Below are 21,100 nucleotides of genomic sequence, written 5' to 3'. Positions count from 1 at the left end.
TTTGAATTTTCACTTTTGATAAAAATAATATGAAATTAAAACATATATCGCATTTACAAGAGTACTCTAATTGCAAATTGTTTGGTTTAGCTCCTGATAATGAAGAAATTTATTGCTTTGAACTGACCAATAAAAACGGAATGAAAGTACAGCTTACGAACTATGGCGCCACCGTAACTTCAATACAAATTCCTGCTTTAGATGGAAAAATGACAGATGTTGTTTTGGGTTTTGACAATCCAGATGCTTATATCGCATCTTATAATCTGCCTAATGCGCCTTATTTTGGCACAACTGTAGGACGTTATGCAGGACGTATCAACAAAGGACGTTTTACCTTAAATGATAAAACATTTGAACTGGTCGAAAACAATAACGGAAACGCTTTACATGGTGGAAAAATCGGTTTTGGACAAAAAATATGGGATGTTACGGATTTAAACGGTCAATTGGTAACTTTTCATCTCATCAGCGAAAATTTAGACGAAAATTATCCGGGACAACTACATGTTTTCTTAACCTATACCTTAACGGAAGAAAACGAATTAAAACTCGAATATAAAGCCACAACTACAGAAGATACCGTTATAAATCTTACCCATCATAGTTATTTCAACCTTAATGGTCATGATGCAGATGTACTCGATCAGGAAATATTTATTGACGCGGATAAAATGCTGGAAACAAACAATGAGAGTATTCCAACCGGAAAATTCACTGTGCTTGACGGTCATGATTTCGATTTCAGAACTGCAAAAAACTGTCCGGCTTCTATTGACAATTCGTTTGTCATTAATACAGATGTCGCGATTGCTGCCCACTTATTGAGTCCGAAAAATAATTTAAAGATGAGTGTTTATACGGATCAGCCCAGCGTTCATATTTATGTGGGCGGAAATTGCTTTGATGTTTTGAAAGGAAAAGAAAACGTAAATTACACTCCAATCAGCGGAATTTGTTTTGAAACCCAAAATTTCCCTGATGCACCAAATCATGATCATTTTCCTAGTTCTGTTTTGAAAAAGGGGGACGAATACCAGCAGACTACCATTTATAAATTTGAAAATATAAATTAAAAAAACAATACAGAAAATTAAAAATAATGAACGAGATTTTAATACAAAATACCACTGCTTTTTTTGAGAAATCATTCGGAACAGTCCCTCAAAAAATCGTACTTTCCCCTGGAAGGATTAATATTATCGGCGAACATATCGATTATAATGACGGTTATGTTTTACCTGCCGCTATTGACAAAATTATTTGTTTTGCTTTTAAGAAAAGCAATTCCAAAACATCCAAAATTATCGCTATTGATCTTAATGAAGAATTTGAAGTCGACCTGACGCAAACAATTCAATTAAGCGAGGTTGTCTGGACAAATTATATTTTGGGTGTTATCAAACAATTGCTGGATAATGGTTTTTCTTTCGAAGGTTTCAATTGTGTTTTTAGCAGCAATATTCCGGTTGGTTCAGGATTATCATCATCTGCAGCTTTAGAATGTGGAATGATTTTCGGAATTAAAGAGCTTTTCGATTTAAAAATTGAAAAACAGGATATTGCTTTATTAGGACAAAAGGCAGAACATTGGGTTGGTATTAATTGTGGTATTATGGATCAGTTTTCAAGCGTTCACGGACTTGAAAATAAAGTAATAAAATTAGATTGCAACACTTTGGAATTCGAATATCACAATGCTGATTTCAAGGATTATTCATTGGTTTTATTTGACAGTAATGTAAAACACTCGCTTTTTACATCTGAATATAACAACAGAAGATTAGAGTGTGAGGAAGGACTTTCGATCATCAAAAATAATTTTCCTGAAATCAAAACGTTCAGGGATTGTACCGAAGAACAGGTTTTGAGTCTTAAAGATAAAATGAATGAAATTGTTTTTAAAAGAGTGCATTTTGTCGTAAAAGAAATTCTTCGCGTTACACAGGCTTGTGAAGCTTTGGATAACGGAAATATTGAACTTTTAGGACAATTGCTTTTTGACACCCATGCCGGATTATCTAAAGATTATGAAGTTAGCTGTGCCGAATTAGATTTTATTGTGGAAGAGGCTAAAAAAGATGAAGCCGTAATTGGTTCCCGATTAATGGGAGGCGGTTTTGGAGGCTGTGCCATAACTTTAATCAGGAAAGGTCATGAAAACAGGGTAAAAGAAGCGTTTACTAGTCTTTATTTTGATACATTTGGAATTGATTTAAAAATTTATGATGTGAAGGTCTCAAACGGAACATCACTTTATACCACTACAAATTAAGAATGAGAAATTTTGATATTAACGAAGATCCGCACAGACGTTACAATCCATTACTAAATGAATGGGTTTTAGTTTCACCTCATCGTGCAAAAAGACCGTGGCAAGGTCAAAACGAAATTATTTCGACTGAAAAATTACCTCAATACGATCCAACCTGTTATTTATGTCCGGGAAATGTTCGCGCCAATGGTGTGAAAAATCCGAATTATGAAGGCACGTTTGTTTTTGAAAATGATTTTGCCGCGATGAAACAGGACGAAATCATGTACGAAGATGACATCAAACAAACTTTTTTTAAGGCACAGCCTGAAAGAGGAATTTCGAGAGTCGTTTGCTTTTCGCCTAGACACGATCTTACTTTACCAGAAATGGAAATTGACGGTATCGAAAATATTATCCGCACCTGGCAAAAAGAATATACTGATTTAGGCAATATCGACTATATCAACCACGTTCAGATTTTTGAAAATAAAGGAAGTGTTATGGGGTGTAGCAATCCGCATCCGCACGGACAAATTTGGGCGCAGTCTTCATTGCCAACACAGGTGGAGAAAACACAAAATAACCTGAAAGCCTATTTCAATAAAAACAACCGTAATCTTTTGCAAGATTATCTTAAAGCTGAATTATTGAAGGAAGACCGGATTGTAATAGAAAACGAGCATTTTGCAGCATTAGTTCCGTTTTGGGCAATCTGGCCTTACGAAACCATGATTATCAGCAAAAGGCATGTTACCAAAATTACCGATTTTACAGCAGAAGAAGTTACATCGTATGCCGTTATCTTGAAACAGCTGACTACAAAATACGATAATCTTTTTAATACCTCATTTCCCTATTCTTCAGGAATCCATCAGGCTCCAACAGACGGGCAGCCACATGAAGAATGGCAATTTCACATGCATTTTTACCCGCCATTGTTACGTTCGGCTACTGTAAAAAAATTCATGGTAGGGTATGAAATGTTAGGCGAATCACAACGTGATATTACTCCGGAAAAAAGTGCCGCCATTTTAAGGGAACAATCTGATATACATTATAAAAACAAATAAGATGAAAATAGTCGTTACTGGTGGGTTAGGTTTTATTGGCTCACACACCGTTGTAGAATTACAAAACGAAAATTTCGAAGTAATCGTAATTGATAACCTCTCTAATTCTTCGATTGAAGTTTTAGATGGCATCGAAAGGATTACAGGCACAAAACCGATTTTTGAACAAATCGACTTAAGAGATAAAACTGCAGTTCAGGATTTCTTTAAAAAATATCCTGATGTTTCAGGTGTGATTCATTTTGCAGCTTCAAAAGCTGTGGGAGAAAGCGTTCAGAATCCTTTACTGTATTACGAAAACAACATAAATTCTTTGGTTTATATACTTCAGGAGTTGCAGCAAAAAACGGAAGCAAACTTTATTTTCAGTTCGTCCTGTACGGTTTACGGTCAGGCCGAAAAGATGCCAATTGCAGAATCTACTTCTATACAGCCAGCAATGTCACCTTATGGAAACACCAAACAAATTGGAGAAGAAATCATTACGGATGTGACAAAAATAAGCAATCTGAATGCCATTTTATTGCGTTATTTTAATCCGGTTGGCGCACATCCGTCAAACGAAATTGGCGAATTACCGCTGGGAGTTCCACAAAATTTAGTTCCTTTTATTACACAGACAGGTGTTGGCTTACGAAAAGAATTATCCGTTTATGGAAATGATTATCCAACTGTAGACGGAACCTGTGTTCGTGATTACATTCATGTTGTCGATCTGGCAAAAGCACACGTAATTGCCATGCAGCGATTAGTAAACAAAACAAATACAGACAAATTGGAGGTTTTCAATTTAGGAACCGGAACCGGAAGTTCAGTTCTGGAAGTAATCACTGCTTTTGAAAAAGCAAGCGGACAAAAATTACCTTATAAAATTGTAGACAGAAGAGAGGGTGATGTGACAGAAGCTTATGCCAATACTGATAAAGCAAATAATGTCCTAGGCTGGAAAACACAATTAAGCCTTGATGACGCGATTGCCAGTGCCTGGAAGTGGGAACAAAAGATAAGACAATAAAAAGCCTAGTAAAATATAGAAATTATATCTTTTTGTTACAAATGTAAAAAACACATTTATTTACATTGTCCGTAACTATTTTTACTTTACTTTTGATTTTCGATTTGCTAAAAATACAGCAAAATTAAAATACATATCGTATTTTTTTTCGAATTAAAAGAATAAATTACTTAGTTTCGCAACCATTGTCAACTGTTTTTGACATTTCACATTAAAAATAAACTTTAAAACTATCAAAAATCACTTTTATTAATTTCAAATATTACTAACAAATGAGCCAGAACCTTGCTGTTGCAGATTATGCAGTATTTATTATTTATTTTCTCGTCGTATCCATTTACGGATATACGATTTATCGCAAACGCGAAAAAAACGAACACGATGCTAAGGCGTATTTCCTTGCCGAAGGAACACTTACATGGTGGGCGATTGGAGCTTCTTTAATTGCTTCAAACATTTCAGCAGAACAATTTATCGGAATGAGTGGTGAGGGCTTTTTCCTTGGAATTGCAGTTGCTGCCTACGAATGGCTTGCTGCAGTCGCCTTAATTATCGTAGCAGTTTGGTTTATTCCTGTGTATCTTAAAAATAAGATTTACACGATGCCACAATTCTTAAAAACACGTTACAACGACTCTACTGCTTTGATTATGGCGGTTTTCTGGTTGTTTTTGTATGTTTTTGTAAACCTTACTTCTATTTTATATTTAGGAGCCGTTGCTATTAACGGATTGGCTGGAGGAGAGTATTTGCACGCTATCATGGTTGCTCTTGCTGTTTTTGCATTAATTATCTCTTTAGGGGGTATGAAGGTTGTGGCTTACACTGACGTAATTCAGGTAGCTGTTTTAATTATTGGTGGTTTGGTTACTTCATATATTGCTTTAACAACAGTTGGGCAGTATTTTGGTTTTGGTCAGGATGCTATTGCCGGTTTTAACGTATTGATGGATAAAGCACCTGAACATTTTAAAATGATAATTGACAGACCTACAGCAACTTCTTCTCAATTAGAAATTGATAAATATTTAACTTTCCCGGGATTAATGTCCTATTTGGCAGGTATCTGGATCATCAACCTGAACTATTGGGGTTGTAACCAGTACATTACCCAAAGAGCTTTAGGAGCTGACCTACAAACAGCGCGTACAGGAATTTTGTTTGCAGGTATGTTAAAATTAGTAATGCCATTAATCGTAATGTTGCCAGGTATTGCTGCTTATGTTTTATATGAAAGTGGACATTTGCCACAATTAGTTGGTGGAAAAGACGGAGCCTATTCTGCAATGTTAACCTTCTTGCCAACAGGTTTAAAAGGATTATCTGTTGCTGCTTTAACGGCTGCAATTGTAGCTTCTTTGGCGGGTAAAGTAAACAGTATCTCTACTATTTATACATTAGACGTTCATAAAAAATACATCCAAAAAAGTGCAAGCGACAGACATCAGGTAAACATCGGAAGATATGCTGTTTTTGCAGCGATGCTTCTAGCAGTTTTATTTACATGGAATGACGTTCTTGGAATTGGTGGTGTGGGTGGTTTCACTTACATTCAAAAATACACCGGATTCATTAGCCCAGGTGTATTTGCAATGTTCTTCCTTGGTATGTTCTGGAAAAGAACAACTGGTACAGCTGCTATTGTAGGTGTAATTGCAGGTTTCTTATTATCTGTATTGTTCAACGAGTTTGCTCCTGCATTATTCGGAAATGAAACTTTGTTGTATACCGCATGGCCTAATGGAAAAGTTGTAGACGGAATCCCAGTATATGAAATTCCATTCCACATCTGTATGGGATTATCATTTGTATTTACTATGATTTTGATGATTGCAATCAGTTTTGCAGGACCTAAAGTAAATCCTAAAGCTTTCGAATTGGATACAGAAATGTTCAAAGTAAGACCACAAACTATGGTTTTAATTGTAATTACATTGTTGATTATTGCAGCTTTATATATTAAGTTCTGGTAAAAAATAGCTTTTTAATTAATTAAAAAAGTCTGAAACTAAAATTCGTTTCAGACTTTTTTTTTGAGTTTAAACGTATTACTTTTTCAAAAACTATATCATTAAAACTCGTGGTTTTCTTTTTTGTGATTACTAAATTTACTTTTATACAAATCAAATTCAAAACTAAATATATCAAGTACGAGTTCATGGCTTAAATCCGGATGGCATAAATAAGATCCTTCTTCTAATACCCTCTCCGGAAAATTATCAGAAAATTTGCCACAAATGCTGAGATTATGGATCACAATAAATTTTGAATTATCGTTTGTTACTTTTATTTGAAAATATCCGTACAAATTATCTCTGTATTCCACAGATAAAATTTCGAAAATAAAATTTGTTAATGCGCCTTTTTTATCTGAGAAATAGCCCATATTTCCTAAACTTTCATTTTTTATTATTGCCATAATTACTGGATGATTTTTGGTTTATAACTTTGATAATTAATCCTTATTTAGATTTTGTACTTACTTTCTAAAAATTGTGTTTGCAGCTATTTAATATTTTCAGATGTTTAAGTTGATAAAGTAATTTGTTTCTGCATACTATTAGATTTTACATTTAGCTTTTACTATCCTTTTTGGCTAAAAATTTCTTTTCTCCGCAATGTAATTGTCGTTTCCTCATGTAATCTTTTTTGATACAATTCAATGATTGCTTCTTCAATATTATTATTGGTATTTCTGCCATTAAAAACATGAGTGATGTAAGAACTGCTAAACGGAAGCCCTTTTTTATTCCATATCGCTTTGTCTTCTAAAAGCTTTTGAACATCTTTTGAATAGCCTTTTTTAAAGACTTTCTTCATTTTATTCCTTTGTCTGGCTGTAATCATAGATAAGTTTTATTTGAATCATATAATTATTGTATTTTTACTACGTATTTACTACGAAGTAACTACTTCAAATATATATCATTTATTAATATATTGTATCATTTTTAATACAAAAATTTAAAAAAAATGCAAACAGAAGGCGAAAGATTACGTTACTATATTGAAAACAAAGAGGTTAACCTCAGGCAGTTCTGTATAGAAAATGATATACTATACACTTCTTTGCATCCGATTTTAATGAATTCAAGATCCTTGGGGATGAATATCTTAAAAAAAATTATGCAGGTTTATCCCAATTTAAATATTAACTGGGTTCTAACCGGCATTGGTGATATAGAAATTACAGAAGATAAAAATCATATTTTACGCGACCCAAGTTCAGTTTATCAAAATTTGGATCCCGGGTATGAAGCTTTTTTAAAATACTTTGACAAGGAAGCTACTACGGATAAAATTATTGCCATAATTGAAAAGAAATTAGAAGAAAAGAAAAAGAAGTAATACTTTCTACTACTATTTCAAATCATTTCTTTTCAAGATTTTGAAATTAATTACAAGCGCAATCATAAAAATAACTTATAAAACCTATTAGAATTTTCACTCTACCAGGTTTTGTAAATTTATTTTTCTCCTACTACTTTAAGTAATCTTATTGAACATTGTTGTTTTTTGTCTTTTGTCTTTTGGTAAAAATAGGACAACATAATTACATTATGATCAATATGGTCTATTTTATATTCAAAACCATTCCATATTAAGGTAGAGTCCTTTTTTCAGGATCATTTGCAATATCACTACCATGAAATCCTTCATTCAGGGTATAACCATCTTTTACACTAAAATCATATCGATGAGACTACCCATCTTCTTCAAATCTTATATTGATACCAGCGTATCCAAGATCATAACAAGTATTGTTATATTGCCAATAATAATCCTTTGGAGTTATAGAAATATCCTCTATTTTACTTTTTTTAGAACATGAAATCAAAAGAGACAATAAAAGCAATAAGGGAAATTTAATTTTTCCATAAACATATTTTACAGATTCTACTTCATGATAAAGAGGTTGTCCTAATAAGGACAACCTCTTCCATTAGTTATAATCAGAATAATTTTTTATATTTTTCAGGATGATTTATTCTTTTTTGTTCAAAAATACCAGAATTTTTTCTACGATTATTCTCGTTTTCCTTAACCAGAAAAACCATTCTTTTTTCATGACTGTTTCCTTCTTGATAGTATAATACAATTACATTCTCATTATAGCTAGCAATGTCATATACAAACATTCCCCATTTTAAAATACTATCGTTCGTTACAACCCATTTTTCTGGACCTTCAGGAGAATCTGCAGCACCTCGGTACTTGAAAAATTTATTTTCAGTATCTCTTTCATATCTATTACAAAAGTGGTCTTTTTCAAACTTAAAATAAGTGAAATCGGCCGATATAGGACTATAATATACCCAAGCCTCATTAGGCCCTAGTTATTAAAACTTCTTCTAAAGAATTTTGCTTATCACAACTCATTACTATAATTAATAAGAGTAGTAGGTAAATTTTATTTTTCATCTGTTATTGGTTCATAATTTTTAAACGGTTCTGAACCGTCGTCATAAGTAATGTTATAATTTTTATTCATTGATTGGTTTATAGATTAAATATGTCCACCCTTTTGTGTACAGAAATAAGATGCTAAAGTAAAGAGGTCATCTTTTTAGGATGACCTCTTTTTTGTAATTACTTCTTAATTTTATTTAACTCATCTAAACGTTTTGGCCCTTTTGGTGTTTTGATCAACTTAGATAATCTTATGTAACACTTCTTATCTTTTATCTCGTAATGATAATAAGATAATAGAATTTCATTTTTTGCAAGTTTTTCAATTTTATAGACTTCTTTATTCCAAATAAATGTAGAGTCATTTTTTATTGACCAAGTTCCTGGATCATTTATCAAATCGCCATCATTATTAAACAAACGGAAGCCTTCTTTAGTATATAAAAGATATGCATCAATAGTACCATTATCTTTAAATTGAAAGTAGGTTCTGCTATTGTAACAATAATCGATACATTCCCAGTATTCAATATTATTTGTAATAAAAACAGATTCAATTTTATCTCTTTTAGTGCATGATATACTAAGTATCGTTAACAATATTATAATGAGTTTATTCATTTTACTCAGTGATTTTTTTATAGGGTACGGGATTAGCTAATGTTGAACCATCAAACTGAATATAAAGGTTTAATGATCCTTTTGCAAAATTATACTGAGGTTCTAAAACCTTCACTTTGCTACTACTATTTTTATTGTATTCTCTTATTTTTTCACGAATAAAATTTTGTCCATAGTCAGAATTAGGATCTTTATCCATATTTATCAAATATAGCGCAAAAGATGCGGCATTTTCTATTTGAAATTTTTCAGTTGTATTTTTAAACGAATCATGTTTTGCTGCCTTTATATAAACATCTGCATGAGTAGCTAAACTTCTTAATCTGTCAAAATTGGGTATTTTGTTATCATCCACATGAAATATTTCATATTTTATAGTACTTTTTAAGTTATTGACATTATCCAAACTTTTGCTAAAACCTCCCTTTTGAATTTAAAACAATAAGTGTACCTGGTGGTTTGCGAGTAAAAGCTGGATTTTTAGCCGCTGATTCATCTCCGTCCGCGCTGGTAATGACAATATTTTTATTCATTCCATCGAGACTACGTGCTAATGAAGCTGCAATTTCGTTAAGAGCCTTTCTATCTACAGCAGAATTAGGGTTCAATTGTGAAGGTTTTTTGTAAGTTCCATCTTGTGATTTTATTAGTACATTACCGTTAGTATCAATATATCCATAATCAGCCGTATTAACTGGTAGAACAGTATCTATAGCCGCTACTTCATTTATAACGGGATTACAATTTTTGCAAGTACTAGGAAAACATTGAGTCGTTATTGTTGGGTCATTATCATCACAATCTATACCTTTTGTCTCAAGAATCCATCCAGTACACGGAGAACTTCCGGACTCAGTTTCATAACTATGATATCTATCACCATCTCAGTCGGGATAACACTTTTTGTAAATTTGTAACTTACATTAAAAAAATTGCGCAAAGTCAGACTTTGCGCAACTTGGGTTAATTATTTTATGGTATCAACTGCAAATATAGCCCCTTTGTCCCGCTCTCGTGCTTTTGCATAAATGGTAATCAGTGAATCCCTTTCCTTTATACTTTTGGGATCAACCCTAAAAGGACCTATTACACGATATAGAGAAAAACGATCATTATTCTTACCCTCTAAAACAATTGAGTCACGGGAATAATTTACAATTTCTATTATAAATCCTCCCATATTAATGGTACTGTCATTTATAAAACTCCATTTGTTGTAATTCCCATATTTGTCTGGTATAGTGTCAATAGGTATTATACTTCGAACATAATTTATATCTATATTATACCTTTCATAAATGCCCGATTTTGAAAAACTATACGAATTAAAATAAAGAGGTCTTTTGTCATCAGGTTCAGATACATTCCAATACTGAATACTATCGTTAGTAAGTATTTTGGTAATTTCTCGTTGTTTATTGTTACAGGATAACAAACAAAAAAACAGGAATAGTATTACAGTTTTAATCTGTTTTGTTTTTAAGGGTTTCATATTCATAATGATTATCAGTTACTTTAATTCCGTTTATACTTGTTGAAAATGTTAATTTATCTAATCCAGCAGCTGAAAATAGGTAATCGTATATAAGTACGCCTCCCTTATTATCACTGTTGTATTTATTAATTGCAGCAATTACACCTGAATTATTCATTCCTACCTCATTAGCTTTTGAAGAATTTATAATTCTAATCATATATTGGTTTGCATTATTTGTTTTATTCCAGTTAGAATTGTTTTTGAAATCAGGGTCAGAAGCTTCTAATAAGTAAATATTAGCATGGTCCTTGAATTGGTAATTACGATCACCAGTTTTAGGGTCTTTCCAATGTAAAACTTCATGATTTATAGTACTTTTAAAATCATTGACATTGTTAAATTTTCCTTCTGTAAAAGCAATAGCTCTTACAGTCAAAACTCCATTACCATACCAAGCAACATCATTTCCCTGTTTGTCTCCTACTGTGTTTACGGTTTTCACTAAACCTACATACCCTTTTGATTGCGCATAAAAAGTAGCTATTTTATTGAAGGCTGCTAATGTACCAGCTGTTCTACGTAATTCTGATGGGCTTCTTAAAACACCATCAATTTCTATTTGCAGCAAATCTCCAGGGCCACCAGATCGTAAAGGTCTGCCATTTGCATCGAAAATATGGTTCTTCCCGGCTTCAAAATTATAGGGTGTAACAACTGTTGTTGAGTCAAAATATACAGAATCTTCATCGTCAAGTGGTTGCTCAGTAGTACCGCATCCTTTGCAAGTACTGGGAGGAATAGGCCAACATTGAGTAGTTATGGTTGGGTCACTTTCTTCACAATCTACTCCTCTTGTTTTAAGAACCCATCCTTCGTTCAAGCCGGGAGGATCAAAAGACTCAGTTTCATCACTATGATAACCATCACCATCCGCATCTAGATACCATTTTTTCCATCCACAATGAGTACCTAAATTTTTTGAAGGATCGTTATCATCACAATCCCATCCCTGACCACTTGCTATATAATTTCCAGAGGGTTTGTAAAATGCAAAAACATATGAAGCGAAATAGCCATCCCCATCATTATCCAGATACCAAACTCTTTCAACCGGAGGTTCTGTTGTTGGAGTTTCTGGCGTAGTTGAATCATTATTATTATTTGTATCACCAGGTGGATATTGATCATCTTCATAAGGATTAGTATCGTTGTCGTAATTATGGGTGTCTAACAATCCATCGTATATGTCCGTATCGTCATCATTGTTATTATTATCACCGGAAGTATCAGGAGTAGGTAAGCCTGGATAGTCTCTTACCTCTGTAGTACTAAAATAGCCGTCACCGTTGATATCGATAAAGTAGCGTCCATCTGCATCAACACCCCAATTTATACCATTTAGTGACCAGGAAGCAATTATATCACCCGCCGGATCATAAGTATTAGTGTCGGCATGATAATCATAAACGGTATGATTATCATCCATAGTATCATTCCCATAATCAACATCGTTACTATAATCATCATCATTATTTACTGCATCAGCATAATCATTATAGTTATCATAATAATCAACAGTACCACCCTGATCTTCATAATCATTTATAAAGTCGTTTGTCGCATCATCCCAGCCCATATCCTCCCAATCCTGCGAGTAACCACTTTGTCCAATTAATAAGCATAAGAACGTAAGGACTAATATAAAATATTTATTTTTCATCGTTCTTATTTTTTGATTAAAATTGTCGTTTTTACTTCGGCACCATAGGTCAGTCGCAAAATATAGTAACCCGGAGGTGCATTTAAGGCTAACGTTTTGGTTTGTTTACCAGCCGTTAGGCCATTCCACTGCTCACGGTACAATTCCCTGCCGGTGATGTAGTAGATACTCATGGTTGCATCCACATCTCTGGCTAAATCAAAACTAAGATTGAAATCGCTCAAAACAGGATTGGGATGTACTACAACAGAAGAAAATAGCTCTTCGTTTTCGCTTGATTTTTGCTGTTTTTTATCTAAAATTAGATACATCGGTCTTTCATATTCTCGCTCTTTTATATTGTAAAGCGCCAGATTGCCTACTATAAACAAAGACTCATCTGTTTGTAAAAGTTGTAATTTTGCTTCCTTAAACTGATAAGATGCCACGGTATCTTTGTAGAAATGTTCTGTGCGGTCTATTTTCGAATCCTCAAATACAATTGCATCTTCCTGAATTTGAGCATTAAAAGTTACGCTATCACCAGCTTCTTCTTTCCATTGGCCAACGAGTTGCGTTGCTTCCTGCGTCAGGTCAATTTGAAGTGGAGTTTTACTTATGATATTTTGTCCGCTCCAGTCATAACGCAATAAGTATCCAGTATAATTACCTGAAATATTTGTAGTTATCGGAGCTTGTTTTATTTTTTGAAAAGTTTCCGGCACTTCTGTTTCGGTAATGGTGATCACGTCCGGAATGGGTTGAGAAATCGTTTTTACCTTTTTGGGTTGGGCGTTTTCTGCCTCAGGTGTATCCAGTTCTATTTCTGATTTTTTCAATCCCTTTTTTGCTGATTTATTTAACCAGTATTTGGCTTTTTCCGTATCAATTGCAACTCCATAACCATTACGGTAGCATAGACCTAACATATACATAGCAGAGAGGCTTCCTTTTTGTGCGCCTAATTCAAATTGCTGCAATGCCAGACTGTAATCTTGTGTACATCCTAATCCCTTGTAATACATATATCCTACAGAGTACGTAGCGCTTGGATCTGCTTTGTCTGCGCCTTCTTTAAAAATACTTAATGCCAAAGGATAATTTTGTGAGGTGCCTTTACCTTTCATGACCATTCCTCCCCAACCATGATACGCTTTAGTATATCCTGTTTTGGCTGCTTTTTCAAAATAGCTCAGTGCTTTCGCCTGATCCATAGGGTTGTCTGCGTCTTTAAGCAATACTCCTAAATTATACCACGCTTTGGCATATCCGGCTATAGCCGCTTTTTCCAACCATTGGATTCCTTCTTGTTCGTTTACCGCAACACTGATTCCTTTGTTGTAAATTAGTCCCAATGCATTCATTGCTTCGGCATTGCCCAAATTGGCTAATTGCTTGTAAGCAGCAATTCCTTCTTCAGGATTATACGTTTTACTGCCTTGCAGTAGTTGTAGTCTGGCTGCCAGCAGATTCTTTTTTACATCAGGACTTTCCTGTGCCTGACACAGCGCACCTCCTAATAGCAGCAATAAGATTGCTTTTTGGGTAATTTTCTTCATATTGATTTAATTTGGTTAATTAATTTAATTTAGACTTGTATTGATGATTATAATTTGCATGGAGTAATTTATTATACTCATAATCGTTTCTCCCTATTTACTTTTCTACCATGTGAGAGCTTGTTTTGTCTTAGCGTTTTGAGATTTCTTTTGATTAATAATATCGAGTTGTTTTAACAATTCCGGTTTTTTCTTCTCGATATCACGTTTCATAAATATGTTTTCCTGAGTGTGATACACCATTGCTCTGTCTTTGGTTACCAGAAATTGTAATTGATAGACCGCAAATTCTGTTAGTGTTTTATCTTTATCCAAATCTTTAGTTAAGCCTTCTGCTTCCAATTGTTCCCAATTTTTTTGTGCTTCTTTTTTAGCAGCTTGTTTGTTTTTTTGAATCAGCCATTTTTTAACCTGTTCCGGGTTCAATATCTGGGCTATATTTTCATATTCAGAAGGAACTGTTTTAGGAGCTTCAGCAGTAGATTCTTTCTCTTTGTTCTCGAGTTTAATGCGTTGTAATTGGTTGTATTTAAGCAAAAGTGTGTCTATCTGGCTTTTAGTAAGTTCCAGTTCCTTTTCGTATTTGATTATGGATGAGTATTTATTGGTTGTGTACGTGCCTTCAGATAATATATTGGCATGTACTAAAAGTGGAGGTTCTCCCAATGCCATCTTTTTGGCTAAAAAGTCTCTTTTGGTTTTATCATATCGATCGGCTTTTTTATCTAAAAAAGCATTTTTGGCAATGTGATAATTCAAAATCTTAACGTATTGGGATTTGTCATTTTTATCGGCAACTAACTGAAGTTTTATTATTTTGGACCAGTCTTTTTGTGCATCTTCTTCTGCTTGCTCGTGGTAAATTGTCTTAAGCATTGCTATGTACTGCTCTTTATTCAGAATACGCTGCAGTTTTTTATTATAAATTCGGATCGTTTCTTTTGAAGACATTTTTGGAACACTAGCTACAGAATCATTTAGTCTTCTTATTTCGCTTATTTGCGTAGGCTCTAATTTTAAATGGGTTGAAAAAATCAGAACGGCCAAAAAACGGTTATCCCTGTCTGTCATATAACCGTAACGGTCTAATTCTTCCGGAGATAAAATGGATTTTAAAAAATTGGCATCAATGATGTAATATGATTTTAATTGGGTAACAGGCTCACCTTTAACGAGGCTTATATTAGCCAAACTATCGGCCGTATAGAGTTTATGACCTATTTTGATTTGTTTGTCTTCGGACAACTTTACTTTTGAATTTAATTCATCCAACTTATAGACAATATGGGCAGGGTAACTCTTTGCTACTTTTGAGCTGATTTGTGCTATACCAAAAATAGGATAGTACAGAATGCCGATAAGTAATACTTTAATTAATTTTATTTTCATGTTTTTGAATTTATTAGTATTTAATCATGTAATCGATTACATAAAAATTTTATAAAAAGGGTTTATTTTGTAATATTTTTTAAAACCAGGTTCTTGTCCCTTGGTCATCTATTATAAAAGGCCGTTCGAGTTTTTTAGAATCACTCGACAAAAAAAGCAGCAAAGCATTTTTGGGTACTTTAGAAAAAAGCATAGATGTTGTCTGGTCTTTTACTTCACGTGTGTCTATAAGTTTCCAGCCGTTATTCCAGTAATATAATTTATAGGTTATACCTATTTTGAATCGAAGGTATTTATCCGCTTCCTGTATTAAAATTTCTCTGCTTTGTGTAATGTCAGCTAACAGCACTTTGTTTTCTTTATCTCCAACCACAATAGGGGCACCTGCATGAACCAGCTTTCCATTAGTAAAATATTGAGGAATTAAGACCGTTCCTTTACAAACGGAGGTAAAAGTAGTTTTTCCATTTTCTACTTTCCCCCACCAGAAAGGCCTCCATGCCAGTCCGTTAAAAGTGGTAGCATAAACGATTTTAGATGGGTTTGCTGAATCATATAATGGACACATTACATCAGTAGTTTTCCAATAGTCTTTGGTAACGTCGATATAATTTTGCTGTCTCAAAATAGCAGTGGGGATATTTTTTTTGTCTTCAAAACTGCCCAGCGTTCCCTGTTGTTTTGAATAAGTCATGCGCAGGACTTTGGCAGGCTCTCTCTTTAAATCTTCCTCATAATCTTTTGCCCCATAATCACAATTGTAAGGATGCATTTTATCATCAAAAAAAGTATTTGTAAAATGACCTCCTGTAGCAGTTGCCCAATAAGGGATTACATTTACTGCCGCAGGAATTCCCTGCGAACGCATAATAAATACGCCAAGATCTGCAATGTCTGGACAAGGTCCTTCTTTCCTTAATAATAATTGCAAAGCACCTAATCTTGGCAAAGGCTCTTTACGTGGCTCTCCCCATGTATTCGTAAACCAATTGTCATAATCATCTTTTACAGAAATCAAAACAGGTTTAAACCCTTTCGATGGGATTTGCTCACTAATCCATTTAAATTTATCTGAATAAATAATACGCCAATCCTGCAGAGGTTCTTCGCTCACCCGATAAGGTAAAATATATTCACAAAAATCACCAAATGAGATATTTTTCATTGCCGAAGAATTCCAGGACTGAAAAGCTTTTTCAAGGTTTTGAATTAAATAATCGCCTGTAACAGTTTCTATATCCTGGTAAATAACGGGTTTAGGCAATAGCCCCATATTTTTTTCTTTAATAGTTTCTAACGCAATTTTTGCCTTTTCAAAATCAGGATAGGTTAACTCATTATACTCTACTTTTTCCTTTGCAGTATTTTCCCAGTAATAATCAGCAGATGAATGAATATCCATATTACTGATTAAAAACTGCATGGCTTTTATTTTTAATTCATCTCCAGTCTTATTAGTATACTGTAATGCTTTTTCAAGTTCAATTCTATTATTACCTGCTTTTTTTAAAACGGCCTCCACAGAGTACGGATACTGGGCGTGTAATAGGAGGGGGCATAATAGAAAAATTATCTTTTTAATATTTTGGGTTATTTTTACAATAAAATAATTAAACATAAATCCTATTTTTAATATATATTAATGACTAATTTTTTGTCTGCTTTTTTCAGACTCTATTTTTTTTAATAAATTCCAGGCTATTTTTTTATACTTTTCTACTTTAGCTGATGGAATTTTGGGCTCAAGACTCAGAATCTCTTTTGCTGTTATTACAGTATTGAGAGTATCTTTGTTTTTTAAGTAAGTCTTCATTAATCTAAAACGATAAGAAAATTTTGAAGGCAAAAACAATACAAGCTGCTTATATTCTGCTATCGCCTTTGGATACTGTTGAAGCTCTTCATAACAAATACCAGAACCTATATATAAGTCAGGGAGCGAACTCCATTTTTTTGCAGTCATAAAACACTTAACTCCCTGCTGGTAATTTTTTGTATTTATATAAATCATGCCAAGATTTTTCCAATAATTCCGATCTTCGGCAAGATTATTTTTCAGACCAGTAATAATTTGCAACGCCTCATTAGAATATTTCTCTTTTTGAAGTATTGACGCTTTTTTATTTTCTCTATCGGCTATAGCGATTCCGGAAACAATCCATAACAGATAACAACTTAAAAAAACAACCACAGTCTTAAAGAGAATTGATAATACAATACCATTTACTTCAATATTGAGAAATAAAGGAAGGTGCAAAGGTTTTAACATACTGCAGATTATTGCTGCATAAATAATCAATAAGGTCATTATAGGAATAATTTGAATCGTCGAATTAACCATAGAAACCCCTATAAATGCTACAATTCCCGCATAGCTTATATTGAAATAACTGTTTTTTGATTCAACATCGTCTGATTTTTCTACTTCAGTTTTTGCTCTCGATTTTACCGCAAAGAGAAGGGAACCAAAAAACAACCCTGCCAATAGAAATCCTATAGATCCGCCTTCAACTAAATTATTGAGTAATTCGTTATGCGGCATAATTACAGGTCCGGCATTCTTAAGCTCTTCTTGGTTTGCTTTTCCATTTTTTATATAGTCAGCCTGATATAAATTGTATTCTTTTTCAAAATAACCATAACCATAGCCCATTAAGGGTTTTTCCAAAGCCATGATACCTGAAACTTTCCAAATAAACTTGCGGCCGTCAGCAGAAGCCTTTTTTGAATTATATAAATAGGAACTAAATGGAATTATAATTAAGAAGCTCAAAATAAACAATGCTTTTACAGTGGGTTTGTCCCTGTTTTTTTTTATCCAAGAAATCATATTGTATTCCAGTCCGTAAAAAACTATAGCAGATAAAATTGTCCCAATAAGCGCTGCACGGCACTTAAGCAAAAACAGTGCTATTAGCAGAATGAGAAACGAGATACTGATTAACCACTTGTGTTTTTTCTTAAAGAAATATAAAAAAAAAGGTGTAGTTAAGGCTAAAAATATGGCGGTAACATTTGGATTATTATAGCTGCCGGTAACCGGAAAAAGAACACTGTGGCTTTTATAAACACCTAAGAACTGTAAAACACAATAGATCGATTCAATTGTGGAAAGCATTATTATGCCATAAAAAAAGTACTAAACTTAAATCCTGATAAACTAAATAGGTCAGTTGTGCAGATTAGTAAAAAATAAAGAGCAAGAAAATATATCGTGAATAAAGAAACTCCAGAATTATTAAAATATTGAAAAAAAACATAGAAACTCCAGAGACTAAAAAAAAGAATTGGCGTTTTAAAAAATATTGATTTCCAATTTTTTAAATAAAAAATAGAGGATATGGTTACGAAAATGAATGTTGTTATACAAAAACCATAATAAGCAGAACTTGTCGGATCATAAAAAAAATCTGTTGTAATTAATCCTGCTGAAAAAATAAGTAGTAATATAATAATTATGACCTTCCAAAAAAATTTCAATTCCAAATTCCAGATATTTATTGTTAATCTACGTACAAAAGTATTATTTTCTTACGTTTTTTAAATCAATGCTGAAATTTTTACGAATTTGATTACAAATTGAATCTTTTGATTTATTTAATCGTTAAAACAGTAACAAAATTACTTTAAGGATATATTTTTAGCAACAAAATACATTTTATTAAAACTAGAAGTTTATTGATGTTAGAAAAAACAATCTGATGTTTATCATCCTTTTGCTTTAACACTAAGCTAATAAACTAATTTAATAAGATTAAACTAAACAAATTCAGATTCACACCTTTTTTATCACATAAGTTACCATTCCCCAAATAATTAACTGGTTTTCTTCCGTAACTTTTATAGGTTTGTAATTTGGGTTTTCGGGCATCAGATACAAACAATCTTTTTCGACCTGAATGCGTTTTACAGTAAATTCGCCATCAATAAAACAAATAGCAATTTTATTATTTTGAGGTTCCAGACTTCTATCAACCACTAAAACATCTTTGTCATTTATACCCGCATCAATCATAGAATTCCCTTTGACCCTGATATAAAAAGTTGCCAGTGGATTTTCACTTAGTTCTTTATTCAAATCAATACTGGTTTCCATAAAATCAGCCGCCGGAGACGGAAAACCAGCCGAAACGCCCTCATTTATATAAGGAATCCTAATTTCACTTTCGAAATCAGGCTGAAAAAAAGTCATTTTTTGTTCTTTTTTTACAGACATCGTATTTCAAGAAGTTTTTTATAATCAGTTGTATATTTAGGGGACAAATGATTCTGATTCATATTCCAGGTTCGTTGAAGATCTTGTGAAGCCAGTTTTACTTTTCGGTCTCCAATTTTTTGATTCAGCTGATCCATCACTCTCATTAAAGCTAAATGCTTTGGATTTTCTTCTTCAAACAATTGAAATTGTTTTTTATCCTCATCTATTAATTCGGTCACTACAACACCTGCTTTTTTAAATCGGATACCTTCATTTCCTTTATGCAATTTCTTCAGCAATTCTATAGCTGCATTCGAAATTGTCAAAGTAGAATTCGTCGCATACGGCAGGGTAATTGCCATATTAAAATAATATTGGGATGATTTAATTGTATGTCTGTCAATGACCAACATTACAATAATAGTATGACAGCAGGAATTTTGTTTGCGTAATTTTTCGGCACAAACGGCTGCAAAAGTAGTGACACGTTCCCGCAGTAAATCAAAATCGGATATTTGTTTTGGAAAACTTCTGGTCGTTGCAATACTCTTTTTTTGTTCCGGCAATGGCTCTAAATCCAAAACAGATTTACCTTCCAGCTCATATTTTAAACGAAGACCAATAACGCCCATTTCTTTCTTAATCCATGCTTCATGTTCGGGCTGAATAAAATCAAGGGCCGTCCGGATATTACGGAGTTTGGCTTTCTTTTTTGTGCGGTAACCAATTCCCCAAACATCTTCAATTTTTGTCCATTTTAAGGCTTTGATTCGTTTTTCGTCATTATCGATTACATAAATTCCTTTGGTTCTGTCCTGAAATTCTTTAGCAATTTTATTGGCTACTTTTGATAATGCTTTGGTTTCGGCAAAGCCAATGCAGACCGGAAGCCCTACCCATTTTTGAATACGGGATTTCATTTGAAGTCCATAATCGTGATAATCCAAAATATTCAAACCATCAAAATTCAGAAATGCCTCGTCTATACTGTAAATTTCTATATTAGGTGTAAACTGACCCAAAATAGCCATCACACGATTACTCAAATCGCCATACAAAGGATAATTGGATGAAAACAATTTGACATTTTGTTCTTTTACCAATTCCCTAATCTTAAATGCTGGAGCACCCATCGGAACTCCAACTGCTTTGGCTTCATTACTTCTGGAAATCACACAACCGTCATTGTTGGATAATATGGCCACAGGTTTCCCAATGTATTTCGGCTGAAAAACACGTTCGCATGAAGCATAAAAATTATTACAATCGACTAAAGCATACATCTTGCAAAATTACAAAATAGTCATGTTTGTGTTTCCGTAATGAAAGTTAATTTTTTTGGATTTTAAAATGAAAAATTAACTCATACAAATGCAAAAAAAAATTGGCTGTTTTTTTGTATAAA

General features: G+C 33.3%; 19 protein-coding genes. 6 read left to right on the top strand and 13 right to left on the bottom strand.

What is annotated here, in order from left to right:
- The first annotated feature begins 29 nt into the window (after positions 1 to 29).
- From ACEN2I_RS14485 to ACEN2I_RS14465, 5 genes are all read left to right on the top strand, one after another.
- Positions 30 to 1,076, top strand: coding sequence for an aldose epimerase family protein (locus ACEN2I_RS14485; RefSeq protein ID WP_441766811.1), 1,047 nt, complete (start codon positions 30 to 32; stop codon positions 1,074 to 1,076).
- Between the two features lie 26 nt (positions 1,077 to 1,102).
- On the top strand, positions 1,103 to 2,275 hold the full coding sequence (gene galK / locus ACEN2I_RS14480) for a galactokinase (protein ID WP_441766810.1): 1,173 nt from the start codon (positions 1,103 to 1,105) through the stop codon (positions 2,273 to 2,275).
- 2 nt (positions 2,276 to 2,277) lie between these two features.
- Entirely contained in the window at positions 2,278 to 3,327 is a 1,050-nt protein-coding gene (locus ACEN2I_RS14475; protein WP_441766809.1) for a UDP-glucose--hexose-1-phosphate uridylyltransferase, read from the top strand.
- Position 3,328: 1 nt separating this feature from the next.
- Positions 3,329 to 4,342: a UDP-glucose 4-epimerase GalE gene (gene galE, locus ACEN2I_RS14470; protein ID WP_441766808.1), complete on the top strand. Its 1,014-nt coding sequence runs from the start codon at positions 3,329 to 3,331 to the stop codon at positions 4,340 to 4,342.
- A 272-nt stretch (positions 4,343 to 4,614) separates the two neighbouring features.
- Positions 4,615 to 6,315 (top strand): sodium/sugar symporter, encoded by a 1,701-nt coding sequence (locus ACEN2I_RS14465; RefSeq protein ID WP_441766807.1) that lies wholly within the window; start codon positions 4,615 to 4,617, stop codon positions 6,313 to 6,315.
- Between the two features lie 98 nt (positions 6,316 to 6,413).
- On the opposite strand, the gene ACEN2I_RS14460 is transcribed toward ACEN2I_RS14465, so the two are convergent.
- Together ACEN2I_RS14460 and ACEN2I_RS14455 are read right to left on the bottom strand one after the other, a co-directional pair.
- Positions 6,414 to 6,761, bottom strand: coding sequence for a hypothetical protein (locus ACEN2I_RS14460; RefSeq protein WP_441766806.1), 348 nt, complete (start codon positions 6,759 to 6,761; stop codon positions 6,414 to 6,416).
- Between the two features lie 164 nt (positions 6,762 to 6,925).
- The gene (locus tag ACEN2I_RS14455; protein ID WP_441766805.1) at positions 6,926 to 7,162 is read right to left on the bottom strand and encodes a hypothetical protein; all 237 of its coding nucleotides are present in this window, start codon (positions 7,160 to 7,162) and stop codon (positions 6,926 to 6,928) included.
- A 153-nt stretch (positions 7,163 to 7,315) separates the two neighbouring features.
- Between ACEN2I_RS14455 and ACEN2I_RS14450 the strand changes: the two genes are divergently transcribed.
- The gene (locus ACEN2I_RS14450) at positions 7,316 to 7,690 is read left to right on the top strand and encodes a hypothetical protein (RefSeq protein ID WP_441766804.1); all 375 of its coding nucleotides are present in this window, start codon (positions 7,316 to 7,318) and stop codon (positions 7,688 to 7,690) included.
- 1,242 nt (positions 7,691 to 8,932) lie between these two features.
- On the opposite strand, the gene ACEN2I_RS14445 is transcribed toward ACEN2I_RS14450, so the two are convergent.
- The 11 genes from ACEN2I_RS14445 to ACEN2I_RS14395 form a co-directional block, all read right to left on the bottom strand.
- The gene (locus ACEN2I_RS14445; protein WP_441766803.1) at positions 8,933 to 9,373 is read right to left on the bottom strand and encodes a hypothetical protein; all 441 of its coding nucleotides are present in this window, start codon (positions 9,371 to 9,373) and stop codon (positions 8,933 to 8,935) included.
- A gap of 1 nt (position 9,374) precedes the next feature.
- Positions 9,375 to 9,779 carry a hypothetical protein gene (locus ACEN2I_RS14440; RefSeq protein WP_441766802.1) on the bottom strand — a complete coding sequence of 135 codons (405 nt, stop codon included), beginning with the start codon at positions 9,777 to 9,779 and terminating at the stop codon, positions 9,375 to 9,377.
- A gap of 7 nt (positions 9,780 to 9,786) precedes the next feature.
- On the bottom strand, positions 9,787 to 9,981 hold the full coding sequence (locus ACEN2I_RS14435) for a hypothetical protein (protein WP_441766801.1): 195 nt from the start codon (positions 9,979 to 9,981) through the stop codon (positions 9,787 to 9,789).
- A gap of 359 nt (positions 9,982 to 10,340) precedes the next feature.
- Complete coding sequence (locus ACEN2I_RS14430; RefSeq protein WP_441766800.1) at positions 10,341 to 10,865, bottom strand: hypothetical protein; 525 nt, start codon at positions 10,863 to 10,865, stop codon at positions 10,341 to 10,343.
- Complete coding sequence (locus ACEN2I_RS14425; RefSeq protein WP_441766799.1) at positions 10,837 to 12,570, bottom strand: hypothetical protein; 1,734 nt, start codon at positions 12,568 to 12,570, stop codon at positions 10,837 to 10,839. Before ACEN2I_RS14425 ends, ACEN2I_RS14430 begins: the two co-directional genes overlap by 29 nt.
- Before the next feature lie 5 nt (positions 12,571 to 12,575).
- Positions 12,576 to 14,108: a T9SS type A sorting domain-containing protein gene (locus tag ACEN2I_RS14420; RefSeq protein ID WP_441766798.1), complete on the bottom strand. Its 1,533-nt coding sequence runs from the start codon at positions 14,106 to 14,108 to the stop codon at positions 12,576 to 12,578.
- A gap of 105 nt (positions 14,109 to 14,213) precedes the next feature.
- Positions 14,214 to 15,497, bottom strand: coding sequence for a hypothetical protein (locus ACEN2I_RS14415; RefSeq protein WP_441766797.1), 1,284 nt, complete (start codon positions 15,495 to 15,497; stop codon positions 14,214 to 14,216).
- Between the two features lie 79 nt (positions 15,498 to 15,576).
- Positions 15,577 to 17,115 carry a hypothetical protein gene (locus tag ACEN2I_RS14410; protein ID WP_441766796.1) on the bottom strand — a complete coding sequence of 513 codons (1,539 nt, stop codon included), beginning with the start codon at positions 17,113 to 17,115 and terminating at the stop codon, positions 15,577 to 15,579.
- A gap of 21 nt (positions 17,116 to 17,136) precedes the next feature.
- Positions 17,137 to 18,615: an O-antigen ligase family protein gene (locus ACEN2I_RS14405; protein ID WP_441766795.1), complete on the bottom strand. Its 1,479-nt coding sequence runs from the start codon at positions 18,613 to 18,615 to the stop codon at positions 17,137 to 17,139.
- Between the two features lie 657 nt (positions 18,616 to 19,272).
- Positions 19,273 to 19,713, bottom strand: coding sequence for a LexA family protein (locus tag ACEN2I_RS14400; RefSeq protein WP_441766794.1), 441 nt, complete (start codon positions 19,711 to 19,713; stop codon positions 19,273 to 19,275).
- Positions 19,704 to 20,978 (bottom strand): Y-family DNA polymerase, encoded by a 1,275-nt coding sequence (locus ACEN2I_RS14395; RefSeq protein ID WP_441766793.1) that lies wholly within the window; start codon positions 20,976 to 20,978, stop codon positions 19,704 to 19,706. The genes ACEN2I_RS14400 and ACEN2I_RS14395 overlap by 10 nt, the downstream gene beginning before the upstream one ends.
- Positions 20,979 to 21,100 lie beyond the last annotated feature (122 nt).

The sequence above is a fragment of the Flavobacterium sp. W22_SRS_FK3 genome (assembly GCF_052113665.1).
Lineage (GTDB): Bacteria > Bacteroidota > Bacteroidia > Flavobacteriales > Flavobacteriaceae > Flavobacterium.
Note: the sequence above shows the minus strand (reverse complement) of the source record. Positions and strands in the feature narration are given on the sequence as shown.